The 19356-nt window shown below is 39.3% G+C and carries 15 protein-coding genes and 10 tRNA genes; 5 read left to right on the plus strand and 20 right to left on the minus strand.

Annotated features, from left to right (window positions below; genetic code table 11):
- Positions 1 to 142: 142 nt before the first annotated feature.
- The 3 genes from HHO41_RS20880 to HHO41_RS20890 all read right to left on the minus strand — a co-directional run bounded on the left by HHO41_RS20880 (position 143) and on the right by HHO41_RS20890 (position 5845).
- Positions 143 to 1561, minus strand: coding sequence for a PTS mannitol transporter subunit IIBC (locus HHO41_RS20880; protein ID WP_169102322.1), 1419 nt, complete (start codon positions 1559 to 1561; stop codon positions 143 to 145).
- A 220-nt stretch (positions 1562 to 1781) separates the two neighbouring features.
- Entirely contained in the window at positions 1782 to 2639 is an 858-nt protein-coding gene (locus tag HHO41_RS20885) for an MBL fold metallo-hydrolase (RefSeq protein ID WP_169102324.1), read from the minus strand.
- 119 nt (positions 2640 to 2758) lie between these two features.
- Positions 2759 to 5845, minus strand: a complete 3087-nt coding sequence (locus HHO41_RS20890; RefSeq protein WP_169102326.1) for an efflux RND transporter permease subunit — start codon at positions 5843 to 5845, stop codon at positions 2759 to 2761.
- 96 nt (positions 5846 to 5941) lie between these two features.
- On the opposite strand from HHO41_RS20890, the gene HHO41_RS20895 reads away from it, so the two are divergent.
- The 5 genes from HHO41_RS20895 (at position 5942) to HHO41_RS20915 (ending at position 9636) form a co-directional block, all read left to right on the plus strand.
- The gene (locus tag HHO41_RS20895) at positions 5942 to 6775 is read left to right on the plus strand and encodes a TetR/AcrR family transcriptional regulator (RefSeq protein WP_169102328.1); all 834 of its coding nucleotides are present in this window, start codon (positions 5942 to 5944) and stop codon (positions 6773 to 6775) included.
- A gap of 120 nt (positions 6776 to 6895) precedes the next feature.
- Complete coding sequence (locus tag HHO41_RS20900; protein WP_169102330.1) at positions 6896 to 7288, plus strand: CidA/LrgA family protein; 393 nt, start codon at positions 6896 to 6898, stop codon at positions 7286 to 7288.
- Positions 7263 to 7949 (plus strand): LrgB family protein, encoded by a 687-nt coding sequence (locus tag HHO41_RS20905; RefSeq protein ID WP_169102332.1) that lies wholly within the window; start codon positions 7263 to 7265, stop codon positions 7947 to 7949. The genes HHO41_RS20900 and HHO41_RS20905 overlap by 26 nt, the downstream gene beginning before the upstream one ends.
- 241 nt (positions 7950 to 8190) lie before the next feature.
- The gene (locus HHO41_RS20910) at positions 8191 to 8646 is read left to right on the plus strand and encodes a MarR family winged helix-turn-helix transcriptional regulator (protein ID WP_169102334.1); all 456 of its coding nucleotides are present in this window, start codon (positions 8191 to 8193) and stop codon (positions 8644 to 8646) included.
- 201 nt (positions 8647 to 8847) lie between these two features.
- On the plus strand, positions 8848 to 9636 hold the full coding sequence (locus tag HHO41_RS20915) for an arsenite methyltransferase (RefSeq protein WP_169102336.1): 789 nt from the start codon (positions 8848 to 8850) through the stop codon (positions 9634 to 9636).
- 269 nt (positions 9637 to 9905) lie between these two features.
- Here HHO41_RS20915 and glmS read toward each other — a convergent pair whose 3' ends face one another.
- The 17 genes from glmS to HHO41_RS21000 form a co-directional block, all read right to left on the minus strand.
- The gene (gene glmS, locus HHO41_RS20920) at positions 9906 to 11708 is read right to left on the minus strand and encodes a glutamine--fructose-6-phosphate transaminase (isomerizing) (RefSeq protein WP_169102338.1); all 1803 of its coding nucleotides are present in this window, start codon (positions 11706 to 11708) and stop codon (positions 9906 to 9908) included.
- A 461-nt stretch (positions 11709 to 12169) separates the two neighbouring features.
- On the minus strand, positions 12170 to 13522 hold the full coding sequence (gene glmM / locus HHO41_RS20925) for a phosphoglucosamine mutase (RefSeq protein WP_169102340.1): 1353 nt from the start codon (positions 13520 to 13522) through the stop codon (positions 12170 to 12172).
- A gap of 34 nt (positions 13523 to 13556) precedes the next feature.
- A complete protein-coding gene (locus tag HHO41_RS20930) occupies positions 13557 to 14792 on the minus strand; it encodes a CdaR family protein (RefSeq protein WP_169102342.1) in 1236 nt (411 codons plus the stop codon).
- The gene (gene cdaA, locus HHO41_RS20935; protein ID WP_169102344.1) at positions 14785 to 15612 is read right to left on the minus strand and encodes a diadenylate cyclase CdaA; all 828 of its coding nucleotides are present in this window, start codon (positions 15610 to 15612) and stop codon (positions 14785 to 14787) included. Before cdaA ends, HHO41_RS20930 begins: the two co-directional genes overlap by 8 nt.
- 160 nt (positions 15613 to 15772) lie before the next feature.
- The gene (locus HHO41_RS20940; protein ID WP_169102346.1) at positions 15773 to 16387 is read right to left on the minus strand and encodes a zf-HC2 domain-containing protein; all 615 of its coding nucleotides are present in this window, start codon (positions 16385 to 16387) and stop codon (positions 15773 to 15775) included.
- Positions 16388 to 16400: 13 nt separating this feature from the next.
- On the minus strand, positions 16401 to 16967 hold the full coding sequence (sigW, locus tag HHO41_RS20945; protein WP_169102348.1) for an RNA polymerase sigma factor SigW: 567 nt from the start codon (positions 16965 to 16967) through the stop codon (positions 16401 to 16403).
- A gap of 190 nt (positions 16968 to 17157) precedes the next feature.
- Complete coding sequence (rocF, locus tag HHO41_RS20950) at positions 17158 to 18054, minus strand: arginase (RefSeq protein ID WP_169102350.1); 897 nt, start codon at positions 18052 to 18054, stop codon at positions 17158 to 17160.
- Positions 18055 to 18281: 227 nt separating this feature from the next.
- Positions 18282 to 18357, minus strand: a tRNA-Ala gene (locus tag HHO41_RS20955).
- A gap of 6 nt (positions 18358 to 18363) precedes the next feature.
- A tRNA-Gly gene (locus HHO41_RS20960) sits at positions 18364 to 18438 on the minus strand.
- 67 nt (positions 18439 to 18505) lie between these two features.
- Positions 18506 to 18578: transfer RNA gene (locus tag HHO41_RS20965), tRNA-Lys, on the minus strand.
- Between the two features lie 30 nt (positions 18579 to 18608).
- Positions 18609 to 18683: transfer RNA gene (locus HHO41_RS20970), tRNA-Gln, on the minus strand.
- 119 nt (positions 18684 to 18802) lie between these two features.
- Positions 18803 to 18887: transfer RNA gene (locus HHO41_RS20975), tRNA-Tyr, on the minus strand.
- Positions 18888 to 18898: 11 nt separating this feature from the next.
- Positions 18899 to 18971: transfer RNA gene (locus HHO41_RS20980), tRNA-Thr, on the minus strand.
- Positions 18972 to 18976: 5 nt separating this feature from the next.
- Positions 18977 to 19052: transfer RNA gene (locus HHO41_RS20985), tRNA-Val, on the minus strand.
- A 3-nt stretch (positions 19053 to 19055) separates the two neighbouring features.
- A tRNA-Glu gene (locus HHO41_RS20990) sits at positions 19056 to 19130 on the minus strand.
- A 16-nt stretch (positions 19131 to 19146) separates the two neighbouring features.
- Positions 19147 to 19219, minus strand: a tRNA-Thr gene (locus HHO41_RS20995).
- A gap of 40 nt (positions 19220 to 19259) precedes the next feature.
- A tRNA-Asn gene (locus HHO41_RS21000) sits at positions 19260 to 19334 on the minus strand.
- Positions 19335 to 19356 lie beyond the last annotated feature (22 nt).

Here is a 19356-nt window from a genome sequence, read left to right on the forward strand (position 1 = left end):
CGCTCTTTTGTTTACCCATATCCATTCCCCTAAGGATTTATACGAACAGTGTATCGAACAGTTATCCACAAGTCGAGAATTTTATAATTTCCTAAACAACAAAAAAAGAACCTAGCTTGTTGGCTAGATTCTTCTAATTTATTTATGATTTTAATTCACTAATCAATTCATCGTATTTAGGGCTATTTAAGAAGTTTTCAACTGAGATATGAATCGCATTTGGAAGCTTCGCCTTCGCACGATCTGTTAAGTCCTTATGAGTCACGACAACATCAGCATCGCTAGGTAAATTATTAATTGCTGTATTTGTGACATCAATATCTAACTCAGCTTTTTTCACTTTGTTTCGTAAAATTGAAGCTCCCATTGCACTTGATCCCATTCCGGCATCACAAGCAAAGATAATTTTGTTTACTTTACCAGCTGAAATTGTTGTTACAGTATCATTTAACACTGAAGAAACGGAGCTCTTCTTACCTTTCATTTCTTCCATTTTAGCTGTAGCCTCCGCTAAATCTTCTTCAGTTGCTTTGCTTGTTTTTAAAATGAATGCTGCAACACCAAATGATACAGCTGCTGCTACGAATACACCGGCAAGTACTCCAAGATAACCACCCTTAGGAGTCATCGCTAGTACAGCGAAGATACTACCTGGTGATGGAGCTGCTACAAGACCTGCATCAAATAGATTTAGGGTGAACACACCGCTGACGCCACCGGCAATTGCTGCAACTAGAAGGACTGGCTTCATTAAAATATACGGGAAGTAAATTTCATGAATACCGCCCAAGAAATGGATGATTGCTGCTCCAGGAGCTGTTTGCTTCGCAGTACCTTTTCCGAAAAGCATGAAGGCAAGTAAAATTCCAAGTCCAGGACCAGGGTTTGCTTCTAATAAGAATAGAATTGATTTTCCAGCATCTGCTGCTTGGTCAATTGCTAACGGACTTAAAATTCCGTGGTTAATTGCGTTATTTAAGAATAAAATTTTTGCTGGCTCGATAATAACGTTCGCAAGTGGTAAAAGATTTGCATCAACAATCCACTCTACTCCAGAAGCTAATGTTTTACTAATTCCTTCAACAATTGGACCAATTCCTTTAAATGCTACAAGTGTTAAAATACCACCAATGATTCCAGCTGAGAAATTGTTTACTAGCATTTCAAAGCCTTGTTTAACTTTACCATGGATTGCTTGGTCGAATTTCTTAATGAGATATCCACCGATAGGACCCATAATCATTGCACCTAAGAACATCGGGATATCTGTTCCGACAATAACTCCCATCGTTGCAGTAGCACCAACTACCCCACCGCGGATATCATGGACCATACGACCACCAGTAAAACCGATTAATAATGGCAATAAATAGGTAATCATTGGTCCAACTAGCTTCGCGAATTCTTCATTTGGAAACCAACCAGTTGGAATAAATAATGCTGTGATAAGTCCCCATGCAATGAAAGCTCCAATGTTTGGCATAACCATGCCGCTTAAATAACTACCAAACTTTTGAATTTTTACTTTTGCATCAGATTTATTTTGACTCGTTTGGTTCATTATCGTAAATCCCCCTTCAAGTTTATTTATATTTTTTGTTTTTGTTTCTAGTTTTATATTAAAGCGTTTACAACCCCGTATCCATCTATTCAAAATTGGATTTTGGCATAGTGATTGTTGCCAACATTAAAACTTTCGACAAAAACCGCGCAACAAAAAGGAAAGACCGTAAAAGGACCACGAATGAACCATGGTACATTTACGATCTTATTAGCAAATATTAATGCTCCATTATCTCTACATAACGACCAAATTCAGGAATGGCAATCTCATCAAAACACTCAGCAAGTTGGTTAAGACTGTTCGTTAGCACATCTCCTGAAATCGGCAGCCCATGACCGGTGATGCCAACAGTCGGCCTTAATGCAGCCAGTTTCTGTACCGATTGCTTTGAAGCATTCCAATCAGGTGTCAAGTACCGCGGTGGACCACTGATTTCCATCTCCTGAGTCATGACCTTATAAAGATATTCTTGTTTCACTGTTACAAAAGCATCACCAACGATTAACGCTCGATCCCTTTCTCTAAATAAAGAAATATGTCCAGGTGTATGTCCGGGCGTATGAATCCAACGAAACTCAGGCAGATGCGGAACGGTTCCGTCAGCCGGCAGCTTTTCAACGTGACCACTTATGTTGATTGGCTCATTCGGAAATAATGGGGACATTTTTGCTACCATTCCCCCTTCTACCGTTGGGTCCGGCTCAGGGTAGCTTTGTAGTCCAGTTAAATATGGAAGTTCTAATTCATGAGCGTATACAGGAACCTGCCAATGCTCAATCAGTTCAATAATTGCTCCTACATGATCAAAATGGCCATGTGTTAATACGATTGCCTTAGGGCGGCATTTGTTGCCAAAGCGTTCCTCGGTGATGGCGATAATATCTTCAGCTGAGTCTGGCATTCCCGCATCAATAAGGACAAAGTCTCGTGTTTTTGGGTCGCCAACCAATACAATATTCACTATTTGAACCGTATAGCTATATAAGTCAGATAACACATCGATACCTACACCGCTGCCAATCGAGGTAGCAGGAATAAATTTATAATCATCGCCATAACGCATTTGTTGATCCATTTATATCCTCCTTGTTGCTGCGATAAGCTTCGAGGCTATTTTGCCTCAGACAACCTCATTTCATTACAAAAAACCCTGCAACGGGATCAACCACATTGCAGGGTTCTGTTTAAAGAATATTAATTTTCGTCAACGTCACGTCGGTTTTTCTTAAATAGCTTAGATAATACCTCATATACAATTGGTACAACAATCAATGTTAATAACGTCGAGCTTGTTAAACCACCAATTACGGTAATACCTAGACCTTTAGAAATTAAACCGCCACCGCCAGAGCCAACAGCTAACGGGATTAGCGCACCAATCGTTGCGATTGCCGTCATCAAAATTGGTCTTAAACGGGTCGAGCCTGCTTCGAGTATCGCTTCACGCATTGATAATCCATCTTGTTCCATATGAATAATTCGGTCTACCAACACAATCGCGTTCGTAACAACAATACCAATCAGCATTAACAGACCCATCATGACAGATACGGATATCGTCTCACCGGCAATTAACAAGCCAACGAACGAACCAATTACTGCAAATGGTAACGAGAAGAGAATCGCGAATGGCGCCAAGCCCTCACCAAACGTTACCACAAGGATAAAGTACACAATGGCGATTGCCGCAAGCATCGCTACGCCAAGCTGGGTAAAGGTTTCCGTCATATCCGCTTGAACTCCGGCAACACCTAGTGTTACCCCTTTTGGTAAATCCAATTTGTCGATTTTCTTATCAAGTTCTGAGGTTGCTTTGGAAATATCCTTGCCAATAATTTTACCTGTCACACTTGCATAATACTCACCCTTACTGCGGGCAAGTGTATTTAATGTCGTGCCTTCTTCCACTTTTACAAGCTCAGATAAAGGCATTGTCGTTCCAAGTGCTGTTGGTACTGGAGTCGCCAACATTTCATCAATTGATTTCGGCTGAAGCTTCTGATCCTGTTGCACAATCACTTCCAATGATTCACCGTCTTTTTCAATCGTTGTCAATACTTCTTGTTTCTGCATTGGATTAAGCATCATGACGATTTGACCAGCCGTTAAGCCATATTTCAGCAAGTCCGCTTGGTCAACTTTAAAGCGATGCTCAACATATGCCTCTTCGGCACTAGAGGTTACATCCTCCAGGCGATCGCTTTTCTTCATCACTTTTTCAACCTGTTTTACTGAATCAAAAAGCTTGTCCAGGTTTTCACTGTAAAGGGTATAGCTTACTTCATCTGTTCCCATACCGCCCATTGAAGTGAAGTTTTGGCTCTTCCATTCGCCTGATTGGCCAATATTAGTGACATAATCCTCAATTTCTTTGCGAACCTCTGGGAAGTTCTCCATATCTGGGTCAAAGATTAAATACATTAATCCGCCGCCAGCTTTTCCGCCCATCATCGCTGTCATTTGATCGGCTTCCTCGTTTACAGATACCTGAACGATGTCAATATCATCACGCTTCAATAACTTATTTTCAACTTTATCAATATTAGCTAATGTCTCTTCCCAAAGCTCTCCCGCTTCTGGAGTATAGGTTAAATACATTACCTTATCTTCTTCACTACCCATAAAACTAAAGCCAATAATCGGCGTTAAGCCTAAGCTTCCAGCCAATAATACAATTGCAATAATTGAGGTAATTACTTTATGATTAAGCGTCCAATTTAGTACACCTTTGTACCCATTGGCCAATTTACCAGAATCCTTATGGCTGCTTTCCGTTTTTTCACCGTAAAGCTTTTTCTTAAATAGGAAATGGGCTAATGCTGGTACGATCGTAATCGCCACCAACAGCGATGCACCTAATGCAAATGTCATCGTTAACGCAAACGGCGCGAATAACTCACCAACCATACCACCAACAAAGATTAATGGTGCAAACACGGCAACTGTAACAAGTGTGGACGATAAAATCGGCTTAAACATTTCAATTGTTGCCTCACGCACAAGGGCACGGCCGGTTAATTTTTCCTCACGTAAATGCAGGCGGCGATAAATATTTTCCACAACTACAATGGAGTCATCGATAACCCGGCCGATTGCGACCGTAATCGCTCCAAGTGTCATAATATTTAAGGTAATATCCAACCAGTGCAAAATTAAAAATGCCATAAAAATCGAAACTGGAATAGAAATAATCGAAATGATCGTTGATTTAAAATCACGAAGGAACAGTAAAATAATTAATACAGCAATTAAGCCACCAAATACCGCTTTTTCAACCATTGTTGAAACCGACTCTTGAATTGGTTTACCCTGGTCAAGCGAAACATCAATGACAAGACCATCAATCTTCTTCTCTTGCTCTTTTACTAAATCCTTCACTTTATTGACTACATCGACAGTGTTGGCTTGTTGTTCTTTTACAATTTGAATCGCTATTGCGTTTTCACCATTTGTACGAGAAACTGATTGAACACGACCAACGGTTTCAATTTTAGCAATATCAGATAACTTCACAAACGGAACTGGATTCGTTGCTGACGGAGTTACTGGAATCAGCATATCCTTTAATTCCTTCATAGTCATGAACTTGCCATCAACAGATACAGCTTGTTCACCTTCGTCAAACTTATAAAGTCCTAACGAAACTGATAAATTACTAGCCTGAATCATTTGATTAACGGTATCTTCCGTTAGACCAAGCTGCTCCATTTTCGCTTTGTCATAAGTAAATTCAACTTCTTCAATGTGCTGACCTGTAATCGTAGTTGATGCGACTCCATCGATCTTATCGATTTTCGGAATCAAAACATCCTCAACTGTTGAAGTTAGATCAACAATATCCTCTGTGTTACTGCTGACACTTAACGCCATAATCGGCATCATATTCATGCTGATTGCCGTAATTGTCGGCTTTTGAGCAGCTTCAGGCATTTCAACCGCGTCAACTGCAGCTTGTAAGGCACGCTTTGCCTCATCCATATCAATTCCATATTCATACTCAACTTGGATACTACTCATGTTAGAATAAGAATTGGAGTACACATATTTTACATCTTCTAGTCCCTCAACCGCCTTCTCTATTGGCATCGAGATATCTTCCATTACCTTTTCAGGAGTTGCACCAGGATAGACGCCCATAATCATTAAATAAGGAATCGAAATATCAGGTATCGTTTCCGTTTTCATTTGTGTACCTGAATAAATTCCAGATACTGTTATGATGATCGTCAGCAACCAAACGGCCAACTTATTCTTTATCACAAAACTAACTAAACCTTTCACCCTTGCACCACCTTAAATTGACATATCATTTTACTTTTCTTATACTAATGACTAATCAGTCATTTGTCAATGAAATACCACGGGGAGCGAAACAAAATGATCAAGAAACAATTAATCATGGAAAAGGCACTAGAGTTGATTGCCAAGCAAGGATTCGAAGCAACAACCGTTCAGCAAATAACCGATTATTGTGGCATCTCTAAAGGTGCATTTTATCTCTCCTTCAAGTCAAAGGACGAATTGATTTTAGCACTCATTGACCACTTTATGATGCAATTTATTTCCGATATTGACCAAATAGTCAGGAGTACACAGGATGAGAATCTCTTATATGAATTTTATTATTCCATTTATGATTCTTTTCAAAAGCACTCTGATTTTGCCAAAGTCTTAATGAAGGAACAAACCTCCTCATTAAATGAACAATTAATTATCAAACTCCAGCATTACGATCGGTTATTAGAGGTAACAATCCTCTCTATGGTTGAGCGCCTGTATGGGGACCAAGTCCAAGAAAGCAAATATGATTTAATGTTTTGCATTAAAGCCTTTATGAATACTTATTCACACTTGTTTTTATTTTATAATATCCCGGTTGATTTACATCTTTTGGCTCAATCACTCGTAGAAAAGACCGACTTGCTTGCAAAACAGACATCCACTCCGTTTATTACGAAGGAAATGATTCAGATTTTACCTGCCACTCACGATCAGCAAGATGATACCGTTGAGCAAATCAAGCTATTGATAAAGCAAAAAATTGCAGAAATGGACGAATCTATTGAAAAAGAGTCATTGATTTTGCTAAAAGAACAACTTGAGCAGCAAACCTACAGTCGCGCCATCATTAAGGGACTTCTAGAAAATATCCGTAATCAACCTCATTGCAAATGGATTGCCTATTTGCTTTATAGCTATTACCATTTCTAAAATAAACAAGGGGAGAAGCTTTTAAAAGCTTCTCCCCTTGTTTACATTTCTTGATATTTTTTATGCTATACTAATGTTATTCCAAAATAATTCCACAGAACTTAACATAGGAGCTTCCGTATGAAAAAAACACTCATAATCACTGTTCAATTATTCTTTCTTTGGCTCTTAAATGAATTTGGCTATTATCTAGTCGAAACATTCAACTTACCTATACCAGGAAATGTCATTGGAATGGTTATGTTATTCGTACTTTTATTGACTGGTGTTGTTAAATTAAATTGGATTGAGGATGCCTCGTCATTCTTAATAAAACATTTGGCTTTTTTCTTTATTCCAATTGCAGTTGGATTAATGAATTTTGGCTCGTTATTTTTAAAAAGCGGGCTGTCATTGCTCATTGTTGTCATTGGCAGTATCGTAGTCGGAATGTTTGTAACAGGCTTTGTTTCGCAAGGATTAGCGAAAAGGAAAGGTGGTGCAGAAGATGGTCGCACTCGTCACATCGCTTAGTATCGCGATTACAGTTGGAGCCTATTTACTCTCAAAAATCGCTGGGAAGCGCTATCCTTCCCCGTTTACAACACCTGTATTCTTTAGTACGGCATTAATCATTATTCTTTTACTATTACTAGACATCAACTTTGAGGAATACACAATCGCTAAGGAGATCATGACCTTTTTATTGGGTCCTGCAACCGTGGCTTTAGCGGTTCCTTTATATAAAAACCGAGATATGATCAAAAAATATAGTGGACCTGCGTTACTTGGGATCATGCTTGGAACGGTATCCACGATTACTTCTGCGGTCATTTTGGCAAAATTATTAAACTTATCTCATGAAGTCATAGCTTCTGGCAGTGTGAAATCTGTAACTGTCCCAATCGCCGTTGAGGTTTCGGCGATTATTGGTGGCGACCCTGCCTTAACAGCTGCATTTGTTGTTATGACAGGTATTCTTGGCACTATGCTCGGCCCATGGTTGATGAATATCACCCACATTACTCACCCTCTTTCAAGAGGACTGGCACTTGGAACAATTTCTCACGGTCAAGGTACAGCTCAAGCAGCAACAGAAGGTGAGCTTCAAGGAGCAATTGCGGGGGTAGCAATGGGACTTGCAGCTATATTTACCGCGATTATCGCACCGATTATTGTTCCGCTCTTTTTATAAAACAGGATTTTATCAGTGGGGGACTAAGCTAATAAACCTAAAGGAGAATTAATATGTTGACTACATATTAATTCTCCTTTCTTTTTTGCTAAAGCACCATATTCAAAGTAAAACATATCCCTTCGTTACTTTTTGTATGCTTCACTGTAAAATCCCACTCAGTAAAATATTTGCACTTCGTAAATATTAAAGATTGCAAAGCGCAAGTATATAGTATATAAATAAATCAGAGGTGAGAAAAATGGAAAATAACAACTTGCGCGGGTTAATGCAGATGATTGTACGAAGATTCGGCTTTCTTAACGAGCGTTGCTGTGAAGACTGTTGTGGTGATGATATAAGCCTCGTTCAAAGTCACATTTTGTATGAAATATCTAGACAGTCCTCGCCTTCAATGCAAGATGTTGCTAATGCATTAGGTATGGACATAACTACATTTAGCAGACAGGTAAAGACTCTTGTAGAAAGAGATTTAGTGAAAAAGACACCCCATCCAAATGATAACCGAGTAAATCTTTTATCTTTAACAGTTAAAGGAACCGCTACTGAGCAAAATATTAATAATGAAATGAACAAATATCTTAATTCCCTCTTCTCCAATTTAAGTGTTTTCGAGCGCGATACGATTATTCGATCTTTAGATTTACTTGAGGAAACCATGAAAAAATCAGAAAGTAAATGTTGTCCTCCAAGATAATGGAGGTTAATATTTTAAAGTAATACTTGCGAAACTCAAATAAATTCAATAGAGGGCCGTATGTTTAAAGATGTTATTACAAGTTTTTATCGAATGCATTTGAATTGGATGTTCTTTTCTTCATCATTTCAAAATCGAAAATATTGACTCTAAAGGAAAATAACTAATAATTGAATAAATAAAATATGAGAAGGTGCTAAAATGGAAAAAAAAGAAGAAATCCGTGAACACATTCGTAAAAATTACACAGAAATTGCATTAAGTGGGGGCAACAGTAGTTGTTGCAGTGGTGGGTGTGATTGTAGTGAGCCTATGGATATTGAAGCAACATCACTAAAATTAGGATACTCTAAGGAAAATCTTCTTAATGTGCCACTCGAATCCAATATGGGGTTAGGTTGCGGAAATCCTTTAGCGATTGCTTCCCTAAAGGAAGGAGAAACAGTTCTTGATCTCGGCAGTGGCGGGGGTTTTGACTGCTTTCTTGCTCGACAGCACGTTGGAGAGAATGGATATGTAATCGGAGTTGATATGACTCCTGATATGGTTAAATTAGCAAGGAAAAATGCTGCAAAGAGTGGATATAGCAATATTGATTTTAGGTTGGGCGAAATTGAACATTTACCAGTTGCTGACGCTTCAGTTGATGTGATTATATCTAATTGTGTCATAAATCTTTCAGTAGATAAAAAGCAGGTTTTTAAAGATGCTTATCGTGTACTAAAGCCAGGAGGAAGATTATCCATTTCAGATGTTGTGGCAACAGCAGAATTACCAGACAATATTAAGCGAGACATGTCATTGGTTTCTGGTTGTATTGGTGGTGCAGAGTATATCGATGACCTAGAAGCAATCATCCGTGAAGCGGGTTTTGATAACATCCAAATGACTTTAAAGGATAATAGTAAAGAGATTATTCGTAGTTGGACTCCTGAAAAAAATATCGAAGATTTTGTTGCTTCATATTTTATTGAGGCAGTAAAACTATAAATTTAAAAATACCAGATTGGGAAAAGAGTTGGAGAAATTACTGGGAAAATGGAAAGTATAGCCAAGAGTTTACAACCCTTGGCTATATTAATTTTACTGTCCAAATTCGACGAAACGTGATCATCAAAGCCCCAATGAACCATTTCAAGAGCTAACCGTTTTCTTTTACATAACTTTACAAAAATAAAAACTGGTCATAGAAACTATTATAAGATTCCCTCAAAAAAAGTCCCGATGAAACTATATTTCATCGGGACCCTTTTATTTGATTACTCAACCGTTACACTTTTTGCCAAGTTTCTTGGCTTATCGACGTCACAGTCGCGGTGTAGGGCTGCATAGTATGCAAGTAATTGCAATGGTACTACAGAGACAAGAGGTGTTAATAATTCATTAACTTCTGGGAGTACGAAACGGTCACCTTCCGCTTCAAGTCCCTTCATAGAAATGATGCAAGTATGAGCTCCACGAGCAGCTACCTCTTTAACATTTCCACGGATATTTAAGCTTACAAGTTCTTGAGTCACTAACGCAATAACTGGAGTTCCCTCTTCAATTAGGGCAATTGTACCGTGCTTTAATTCGCCGCCGGCAAATCCTTCAGCTTGAATGTAGGAAATTTCTTTAAGCTTTAATGAACCTTCAAGGCAGACATAGTAGTCAGCACCACGGCCAATAAAGAACGCATTGCGAGTCGTAGTCATGTATTCCCAAGCCATCGCTTCGAAAACATCCTTCGAATCAACTAAACCTTCCATAGCATTGGCAATGATCCCTAGCTCTTTAATTAAATCAAAATCAATTTTAAAGCCACGGTTTTTACCAACTACTTCAGAAAGAATCGCTAATACAGCGATTTGCGCAGTATAAGCCTTTGTTGACGCAACTGCAATCTCAGGACCGGCATGAAGCAATAACGTGTAATCCGCTTCACGTGAAAGTGTTGAGCCCGGAACATTCGTAATCGTTAACGCCTTATGACCCAATTCTTTTATTTGAACAAGCACCGCACGGCTATCCGCAGTTTCACCACTTTGAGAAATGAAAACAAACAACGGTTTTTCAGAAAGCAATGGAATATTGTAGCCAAATTCACTGGCAATATGAACCTCTACCGGAATTTTCGCCATCTTCTCGATTAATTGCTTACCAACCAATCCTGCATTGTAGGACGTACCAGCTGCAACAATATAAATCCGGTCAGCCTCCGTTACGGCATCAACAATTTCTTGATCAACCGTTAATTGGCCCTGCTCGTTTTGGTACATTTGAATGATTTTGCGCATGACAAGTGGCTGCTCATCAATTTCCTTCAGCATATAGTGCGGATAGGTTCCTTTTTCAATATCGCTGGCATCAAGCTCAGCAGTATATGGATCGCGACTCATTACATCACCATCAAGATTTTTGATTGTTACGTTCTCCTTTGTCACAATCACCATCTCTTTATCCATTAATTCAACATACTGATTAGTCACTTGAAGCATTGCCATCGCATCACTTGCGACCACATTGAAATCTTCACCTAGACCGACTAATAGCGGGCTTTTATTTTTCGCAACAAGAATGGTATTAATATTTTGATTGTCTAAAAGAGCAAGTGCGTAGGAGCCCTTTAAAAGTGTCAGCGTTTTGCGAAACGCTTCTTCAACAGTCAAGCCTTCACGTACAAACAGTTCAATTAACTGCACGATTACTTCTGTATCTGTATCACTCTTTAAAGTAACATCCTTTAAATACTCACGCTTTAATAGGTCATAGTTTTCGATAACGCCGTTATGAACAAGCGTAAACTGGTCTGTAGTGCTTTGATGCGGATGTGCATTGACTTTGCTTGGAGCCCCATGAGTTGCCCAACGCGTATGCCCAATTCCAGCCGATGCTAATACACCTGTATCTACAACATTACGCAAATCGGCGATGCGTCCTTTTTCTTTAAATACATGGACACCATCTTCGTTCATAACAGCAATACCAGCTGAGTCATAGCCACGATACTCAAGCTTCTCTAAACCTTTTAATAAGATTTCCTTTGAATCTTCCGTTCCAATATATCCAACAATACCGCACATGTGTGATTTTCCTCCTTGGTTAACAAGGGGGCAAGTTACCCGGGGGGCAGACTTGCCCCCTCATCTCTGTGTGTTTTATTTTATTGTCAGTAGTTTTAACTACCCTACTTGCGCAACATCTTTCCTTTTGTCCAACAGGTTACCCAATTGATTTAGGGAAAGAATTATCGGTTGTGCGTCAGCAACCGGGAGGCATCCGCCGAAACTTCGATAAACCTCCTCCTCGTCAACTAATCTCCTCCGATTAGTTCAGGCGCTTTAAAAGATGTATTTTATTGTAAAATAACCCTCCTTTTAGTGGATTTTTTTAAGCAAAAATCAAGTTAATCATATAATAGTTTTCCCTATTCGTCAATTGTTGAACAAGGCTTCGATAGTTTGTAAAATAATCCACTTTTTTAAACTCATAATAAAAAATATGCATAAGAGACCAAATTGGTGCTCTTATGCATATTGATTTTTTATGCCTCTTTTAGTCCCATTTCTTCTTTAACAACTTCTGCGATTGCTTTTACAAAAGCTTGGCAACTCTCTTCGGTAGCTGCTTCGACCATTACTCGAACCAAAGGCTCTGTACCGGACGGGCGAACAAGAACACGCCCATTTCCATTCATTTCTTGTTCTACAGATTCAATGATCTGTTTTACTTTTTCATTTTCAGTGACATGATATTTATCAGTTACCTTAATATTGACTAAGGCTTGCGGGTATTTCTTCATTTCTGCAGCAAGCTCTGATAAAGATTTCTCAGTAACCTTCATAATATTGACTAACTGGAGACCTGTAAGTAAACCATCACCAGTTGTGTTGTAATCAAGGAAGATAATATGACCGGACTGTTCTCCGCCGAGGTTATAGCCACCTTTTTTCATTTCCTCTACAACATAACGGTCACCAACAGCTGTTTGTACACTCTGGATTCCATGTGTTTCTAACGCTTTGTAAAAACCAAGATTGCTCATCACGGTTGAAACAACTGTGCCATGCTTTAAGCGCCCTTGTTCTTTTAAGTACTTTCCACAAATATACATAATTTGATCGCCATCAACAATTTGGCCATTTTCATCAATCGCGATTAAACGGTCACCATCACCATCAAAAGCTAAGCCAATATCTGCACCCTTTTCAAGCAAAAATTTCGCTAAGCTTTCAGGATGAGTTGAACCTACACCATCATTAATATTAAGTCCATTTGGTGATGCCCCCATCGTTGAAATATTCGCATCTAAATCAGCAAACAAATAAGTTGCGAGTGATGACGTTGCACCGTGGGCACAGTCTAATGCAACATGAATTCCTGAAAAATCTTCATCGACAGACTGTTTTAAGTACTGAAGATACTTTTGGCCACCCTCAAAATAATCATTTACTTGTCCTAAATTGGCACCTGTTGGTCTAGGCAACTGGTCCACTTCAAGATCCAATAACTGTTCGATTTCAGCTTCTTGATCGTCCGATAGCTTAAAGCCATCTGGACCAAAGAATTTAATTCCGTTGTCAGCAACTGGGTTATGTGATGCAGAAATTATGACTCCTGCTTGTGCTCCTAGTGCTTTTGTTAAATATGCAACGCCTGGTGTAGAAATGACGCCTAAACGCATTACTTCGGCACCTATTGATAATAATCCGGCAACAAGTGCGCCTTCCAACATATGTCCGGAAATTCGTGTATCTCTTCCAATTAATACCTTTGGACGATCCTTATCCTTCGTAAGAACATACCCTCCAAATCGGCCTAATTTAAACGCTAATTCCGGTGACAATTCGCTGTTAGCAACTCCGCGAACACCATCGGTACCGAAATATTTTCCCATTATAACTATCTCTCCTTCAATTATCTCACATTATTTAAGCTTCATTTTTTTTAACGATTGATATTTTCGCGCGTTCCTTTTCTAATCTTAAATTTACGTTATTTGGACCGCTAGCAGCAATTGGAACCTCATGATCCCCTTCACCGAGATTTGCAACATTTAAATATATCCGAAAATCCGCCTCTGTCAGCGGCTTTATCGTCTCACTCGAACCACTAACAGTAAATGAAATTTTCCCGTTTTCTGGATCTCTAAAAACGATATCATAACCATCTGCTAACCCTTCCGCTTTAATCAGGGCTCCAGATATTGACTTTTGTTCTTGTTTACTCACTTTAATAGTCGCTTTGACAACATCCGGGGTTACTTTTGTAACGCCTTCCGGAACAATTACTGGTATTGAAATGACGGTACTTTCACTAATTTTAGAAAGGTCCACTTCAACTCGAACAGACTCGGTTTCTCTTACAATATCTTCATTACCGCTAATCTTAACATCTTTATTATCTAAAGTAATGCTATCAATAGCGATTCCGCTAGGCAATGTTCCTTTTTGAACTATATTAATCGGAACTGTTTTATTGGTATTTTTAATAGGAATCGTCACTTTTACAGTTTCCGGTTTTATCGTTACATTTAATTTATTTAACTGTTGATCAAAGGCCAATACTTTTGCATTTTTAGTGATGGTCTCTTCTACGTTTCCATTCACATCAACCGTGGCCTTTACATAGCTGATTTTTTCAACGTCCCCTTTTGCCCCAGTTATTTCAACTGTATTTGGTTGAACAACAGGTTCTAATGCGGTATATCCATCATCAAGCAAATTTTGATTAAATTCTGCTTCGACCTTGAATTCTTTTGTTATTTTTTCTTGCAAGGTTACCTTTGCAGTTGCAGGTTTAATTGTGACATCCAACTTATCAGATAGATTTTTCACTTCAAGCTTAACCGTTTGTGTTCCAATCTTTGCATCCGTCAAATCAACAAATACTTCAAAGTTTTTTAATGACACTGTCGTTTGGACGATGCTTTTCGGTCCCTCTATTATTACATCTACAGATTCGGGAACTCCGGAAACAACAAAGTTCTCCGTATCAAAATAACTATTTACCGGTACATTTTTAACCGTTTCCTCCTGCTGGTTAGCAGGGACATTTTTTTCCTTTGCTTCATTTCCCTGTCCATCAGAAACAGACGAGAACAGGAGCAGGGCAAGAACAAGGGCAACTCCCTTCATAAACCATGGATTATCCATGAACTTATCCATTTCTTTTCCCCCTCCAGTTCCAACGGGCCGAAGAAGTTGGTTTTACTTTATACTTTGCAACCAATTCATTCTCTAATAAGCTTCTAAAAGCATCCAAGGTCAATCCTCGATGCAGCTCCCCATTTTTGGTTAATGAAATATTTCCAGTCTCTTCAGATACGATAATCGTAATACTATCCGTAACTTCACTAATTCCAAGTGCCGCGCGATGGCGTGTGCCCAACTCCTTAGAAATAAACGGACTCTCAGACAATGGTAAGTAACAGGCAGCCGCTGCAACCGTGCTTCGTTGGATAATTACGGCACCATCATGCAAAGGTGTGTTTGGAATAAAAATATTAATCAATAACTCAGATGAAACCATTGCGTTTAATGGAATTCCAGTTTCTATGTAATCACCCATCCCTGTTTCACGCTCGATTGAAATCAGGGCCCCTATCCGGCGTTTCGCCATATAATCGGTTGCTTTAACAATTGATTCAATAAATTTGTCTTGATCATCTTCCTCAGGATTTCCACTTCTGGAAAAGAACTTGCCTCGACCCAATTGTTCTAATGCTCGCCTCAATTCAGGCTGGAAGATAATAATAATGGCCAGAAACCCCCAGGTAATAACATTGCCCATAATCCAACTCAATGTATTAAAACCTAGAGTGTCACTAATAAACTTAACTAATAAGATGACAAAGATACCTTTTAACAATTGAACAGCTTTAGTTCCCCTAATCAAATTAATGATTTTATATATGACGTACCAAACAAGGAGAATGTCTACAATATCAGCAAGAGAACCCCATATATTAAAATTGGCAATCGACATGGTATTTCCCCCAACAGTTTAGTGAAAACACAAAACGTTCTCTCATTTTTAGACTTATGTAGCTTTTATATTATACCATGAGACTTTGCATAGCTAAAGTAAGTTCTCGTTCCTAACAAAAGCAGCTGCTCTTAGGAGCAACTGCTTTCATTCATCTTGATTACTTAAGAAATGAAGCCACCTTCGTGCTTGAATCTTTTATCTTGTACCACAACCATTCAAACACCTTATCAATCTCTTCTATTTCCCCGGTAACATGACCTGCTGAAGCTAAATAATGATCACCATTAATGACGGTCACGTCGCCTTGAACCTCACCCTCAATTGTTAAATCGCCATTTTTGACAACAATGTCTCCCTTGACGACTTCACCTTTCGGCACAATGACTTTATGCTGTTTTACAATAAGGTTTGCTTGATTCGTAACAGAAAATTGATCATTTTGCCAATTAGAAACTAACGAACCTGCCATCAGTACAATAAACAATGAAGCAGCTGTAAAAAACGGGTGATATTTAATCCAATTCTTAATACCCTTTGACTTTTTAGGTTGGACCTGCGGCAGCTTTGCCATTACATTTGTTGTAAAATCCAATGGTGCTTTCATCGAAACGGGTTGCTTTAGGAATGCCTCCGTTTTTTTCATCTCTTCAAAGTATATATTACAATCTGGACAAGCATTTAAATGCTCATGAAGCTTTTTTTCATTTTCGGGTGCTATCTCTTCGTCTAAGTATTCATGCATTAATAGGACTACTTCTTCAGAACATTTCACGACTATCACCCTTTCAATAAACATATCTTAATTGGTTTCTGAGTGCCTCACGACCTCGATGTATCCTTGTTTTTACTGTGCCTAAAGGCATTTCAAGAATTTCACTAATTTCATTTAACGACAGTTCCTCAATGTACTTTAATATAATGACAGCCCGATATTTTTCTGGCAGTTTAGAAATTTCTTGGTGAATTCGCTCTTGTACCTCCATGCTCTCTAACTCCTTTTCTGGAAGTACGGTCTCCGCAGGGATTTGCGAGTATAAAGTTAAGCCTTCTGTTCCGGCAATTTCAGCATCTAAATAATAATCAGGCTTCTTTTTCCTTAGCCGGTCAATACATAGATTGGTTGCAATTCGATACAACCAGCTTGAAAATTTCAACTTCAAGTTGAAACTACTAAGATTCATATACGCTCTTATGAATGACTCCTGAGCGGCATCCTCAGATTCATGCTTGTTTCCCAGCATTCTGTAGCATATTTGATATACCTTGTCCTTATATATATCAACTATATATTCAAAGGCATTTTGATCGCCCTTCAAAACTTGTTTAATCCTTTTCTTCACAATCTCTTCCATTCATTTACCTCCGCTCCATGCGGCTATACGATACTACGAATGTATAGCTGAAAAGGTTTCATTTATAATAAAAAAACACTCCTTCTATATTAACACTTTAACGTAGTGGGGGACAGTCCCCCACTACGTTAAAGCGTTAAAAAGAGCTGCCGATTGCATCAGCAGCTTGAAAAGAATATAAAGGATAAAGCTACAATAGCTTCTCACCAAACAATGAGCCCATCAACGCAACAGCAACGGTAGCCGTCTTATTCCTTTCATCGAGAATCGGATTTACCTCAACAAATTCTGCAGATGTAATGATCTCTGCTTCAGCGAGCATTTCCATCGCTAAATTGCTCTCCCGATAACTAATCCCTCCAATAACAGGAGTTCCTACTCCAGGTGCATCATTTGGGTCTAATCCATCTAAATCAAGTGATAAATGAACACCATCTGTTTTATCTTTAAGGTAAGCAATCGTCTCTTCCATCACCCTCGTCATTCCCAGACGGTCGATTTCATGCATAGTGTAAACCTTTATTCCCTTCTCGCGAATTAACGCTTTTTCTCCTTCATCCAGCGCTCTAGCTCCAATAATCACAACGTTCTCCGGTTTAACTTTTGGTGAATATCCGCCAAGCTCTGTTAATATTGAATGCCCTATCCCTAAGCTGACTGCAAGTGGCATTCCATGGATATTCCCGGATGGCGAAGTTTCAGCTGTATTAAGATCACCGTGGGCATCATACCAAATGACCCCTAAGTTTTGATAATGTCGCGCCACACCCGCAAGAGTTCCAATCGCAATACTGTGATCACCTCCGAGCACAAGTGGGAAGGCACCATTAGCCACTACTCCATCCACCTTCTCTGCCAAAAGAGCACTTTTTTCAGACACTAACTCTAAGTTTCTTAAATTAGTATCCTTACAAATTACTACTTCTGGCCTGCCAATTGGTATATCACCTAAATCATCTATTTGATATTTTAGTTTTTTTAGTTTCTCAATCATGCCTGCGTACCTCATTGCACTTGGACCCATATCTACACCTCGACGTAATTGCCCAAGGTCCATCGGCATACCGATGACTGCAATTTTGATCATCACTCTTCCCCCCAGCTTTCTTTATATTTTAACTGTTCAGAATTTAGTGTTCATTTCTATTTTACCTTTTCTGAGGGGAATGACTCAACACAGCAAAATTTTGCATATATATGCGCTTAACTATAGAAAAATCAACTATTGGAAGTCCCTTTCATTTTATAGAATGTAATATTTTTTCGCATAAAAAAACCTTAATCCGATTGGATTAAGGTCAATATGTAGTGTGATGGTGGAGCCTAGCGGGATCGAACCGCTGACCTCCTGCGTGCAAAGCAGGCGCTCTCCCAGCTGAGCTAAGGCCCCATTATTTGGAGCGGAAGACGGGATTCGAACCCGCGACCCCCACCTTGGCAAGGTGGTGTTCTACCACTGAACTACTTCCGCATATCAATATTTTATGCTGAATATGTAGTCATAACAATATAAATTATTGTCTGTTTTTCAAACGTTATGAGCCATGAAGGACTCGAACCTTCGACCCTCTGATTAAAAGTCAGATGCTCTACCAACTGAGCTAATGGCTCGAAGTAATTTACTTTTTGTAAAAAATTAAATGGCTGGGCTAGCAGGATTCGAACCTACGAATGACGGAGTCAAAGTCCGTTGCCTTACCGCTTGGCTATAGCCCATCGTGTATTATTAGTATAACCAAAAATAGCACAAAGATAATCTTCGCAATTTTCAATTAATAGTTATCTTCAAAATAAAAAGGACAAACCTTCATGTCCAATTATTATTACTATTTGAATGGTGGAGGGGGACGGATTCGAACCGCCGAACCCTGAGGGAGCGGATTTACAGTCCGCCGCGTTTAGCCACTTCGCTACCCCTCCAAAAAAACAAGTGCCGGCTAGAGGACTTGAACCCCCAACCTACTGATTACAAGTCAGTTGCTCTACCAATTGAGCTAAACCGGCATAAATGGTGGAGGATGACGGGCTCGAACCGCCGACCCTCTGCTTGTAAGGCAGATGCTCTCCCAGCTGAGCTAATCCTCCACATGGTGACCCCTACGGGATTCGAACCCGTGTTACCGCCGTGAAAGGGCGGTGTCTTAACCGCTTGACCAAGGGGCCATATAAAATTTTAGAGAGCTTCCAACCGGGCTCGAACCGGTGACCTCTTCCTTACCATGGAAGTGCTCTACCTGCTGAGCTATGGAAGCACATTGCCAAGCTCACATGACTAATTGTCAATTTTAAGAATGGCTCCGCAGGTAGGACTCGAACCTACGACCGATCGGTTAACAGCCGATTGCTCTACCACTGAGCTACTGCGGAATAGTAAAATTTTTAACAGCCC

The sequence above is a fragment of the Bacillus sp. DNRA2 genome, from assembly GCF_012843265.1.
In the GTDB taxonomy this organism is placed as follows: Bacteria; Bacillota; Bacilli; order Bacillales; family Cytobacillaceae; genus Bacillus_BU.

Bases quoted from the DNA above. Each gene is read 5' to 3' on its own strand.
- HHO41_RS20880 (WP_169102322.1), bottom strand. From the start codon at position 1,561: ATGAACCAAACGAGTCAAAATAAATCTGATGCAAAAGTAAAAATTCAA.
- HHO41_RS20885 (WP_169102324.1), bottom strand. From the start codon at position 2,639: ATGGATCAACAAATGCGTTATGGCGATGATTATAAATTTATTCCTGCT.
- HHO41_RS20895 (WP_169102328.1), top strand. From the start codon at position 5,942: ATGATCAAGAAACAATTAATCATGGAAAAGGCACTAGAGTTGATTGCC.
- HHO41_RS20900 (WP_169102330.1), top strand. From the start codon at position 6,896: ATGAAAAAAACACTCATAATCACTGTTCAATTATTCTTTCTTTGGCTC.
- HHO41_RS20905 (WP_169102332.1), top strand. From the start codon at position 7,263: ATGGTCGCACTCGTCACATCGCTTAGTATCGCGATTACAGTTGGAGCC.
- HHO41_RS20910 (WP_169102334.1), top strand. From the start codon at position 8,191: ATGGAAAATAACAACTTGCGCGGGTTAATGCAGATGATTGTACGAAGA.
- HHO41_RS20915 (WP_169102336.1), top strand. From the start codon at position 8,848: ATGGAAAAAAAAGAAGAAATCCGTGAACACATTCGTAAAAATTACACA.
- glmS (WP_169102338.1), bottom strand. From the start codon at position 11,708: ATGTGCGGTATTGTTGGATATATTGGAACGGAAGATTCAAAGGAAATC.
- glmM (WP_169102340.1), bottom strand. From the start codon at position 13,522: ATGGGAAAATATTTCGGTACCGATGGTGTTCGCGGAGTTGCTAACAGC.
- HHO41_RS20930 (WP_169102342.1), bottom strand. From the start codon at position 14,792: ATGGATAAGTTCATGGATAATCCATGGTTTATGAAGGGAGTTGCCCTT.
- cdaA (WP_169102344.1), bottom strand. From the start codon at position 15,612: ATGTCGATTGCCAATTTTAATATATGGGGTTCTCTTGCTGATATTGTA.
- sigW (WP_169102348.1), bottom strand. From the start codon at position 16,967: ATGGAAGAGATTGTGAAGAAAAGGATTAAACAAGTTTTGAAGGGCGAT.
- rocF (WP_169102350.1), bottom strand. From the start codon at position 18,054: ATGATCAAAATTGCAGTCATCGGTATGCCGATGGACCTTGGGCAATTA.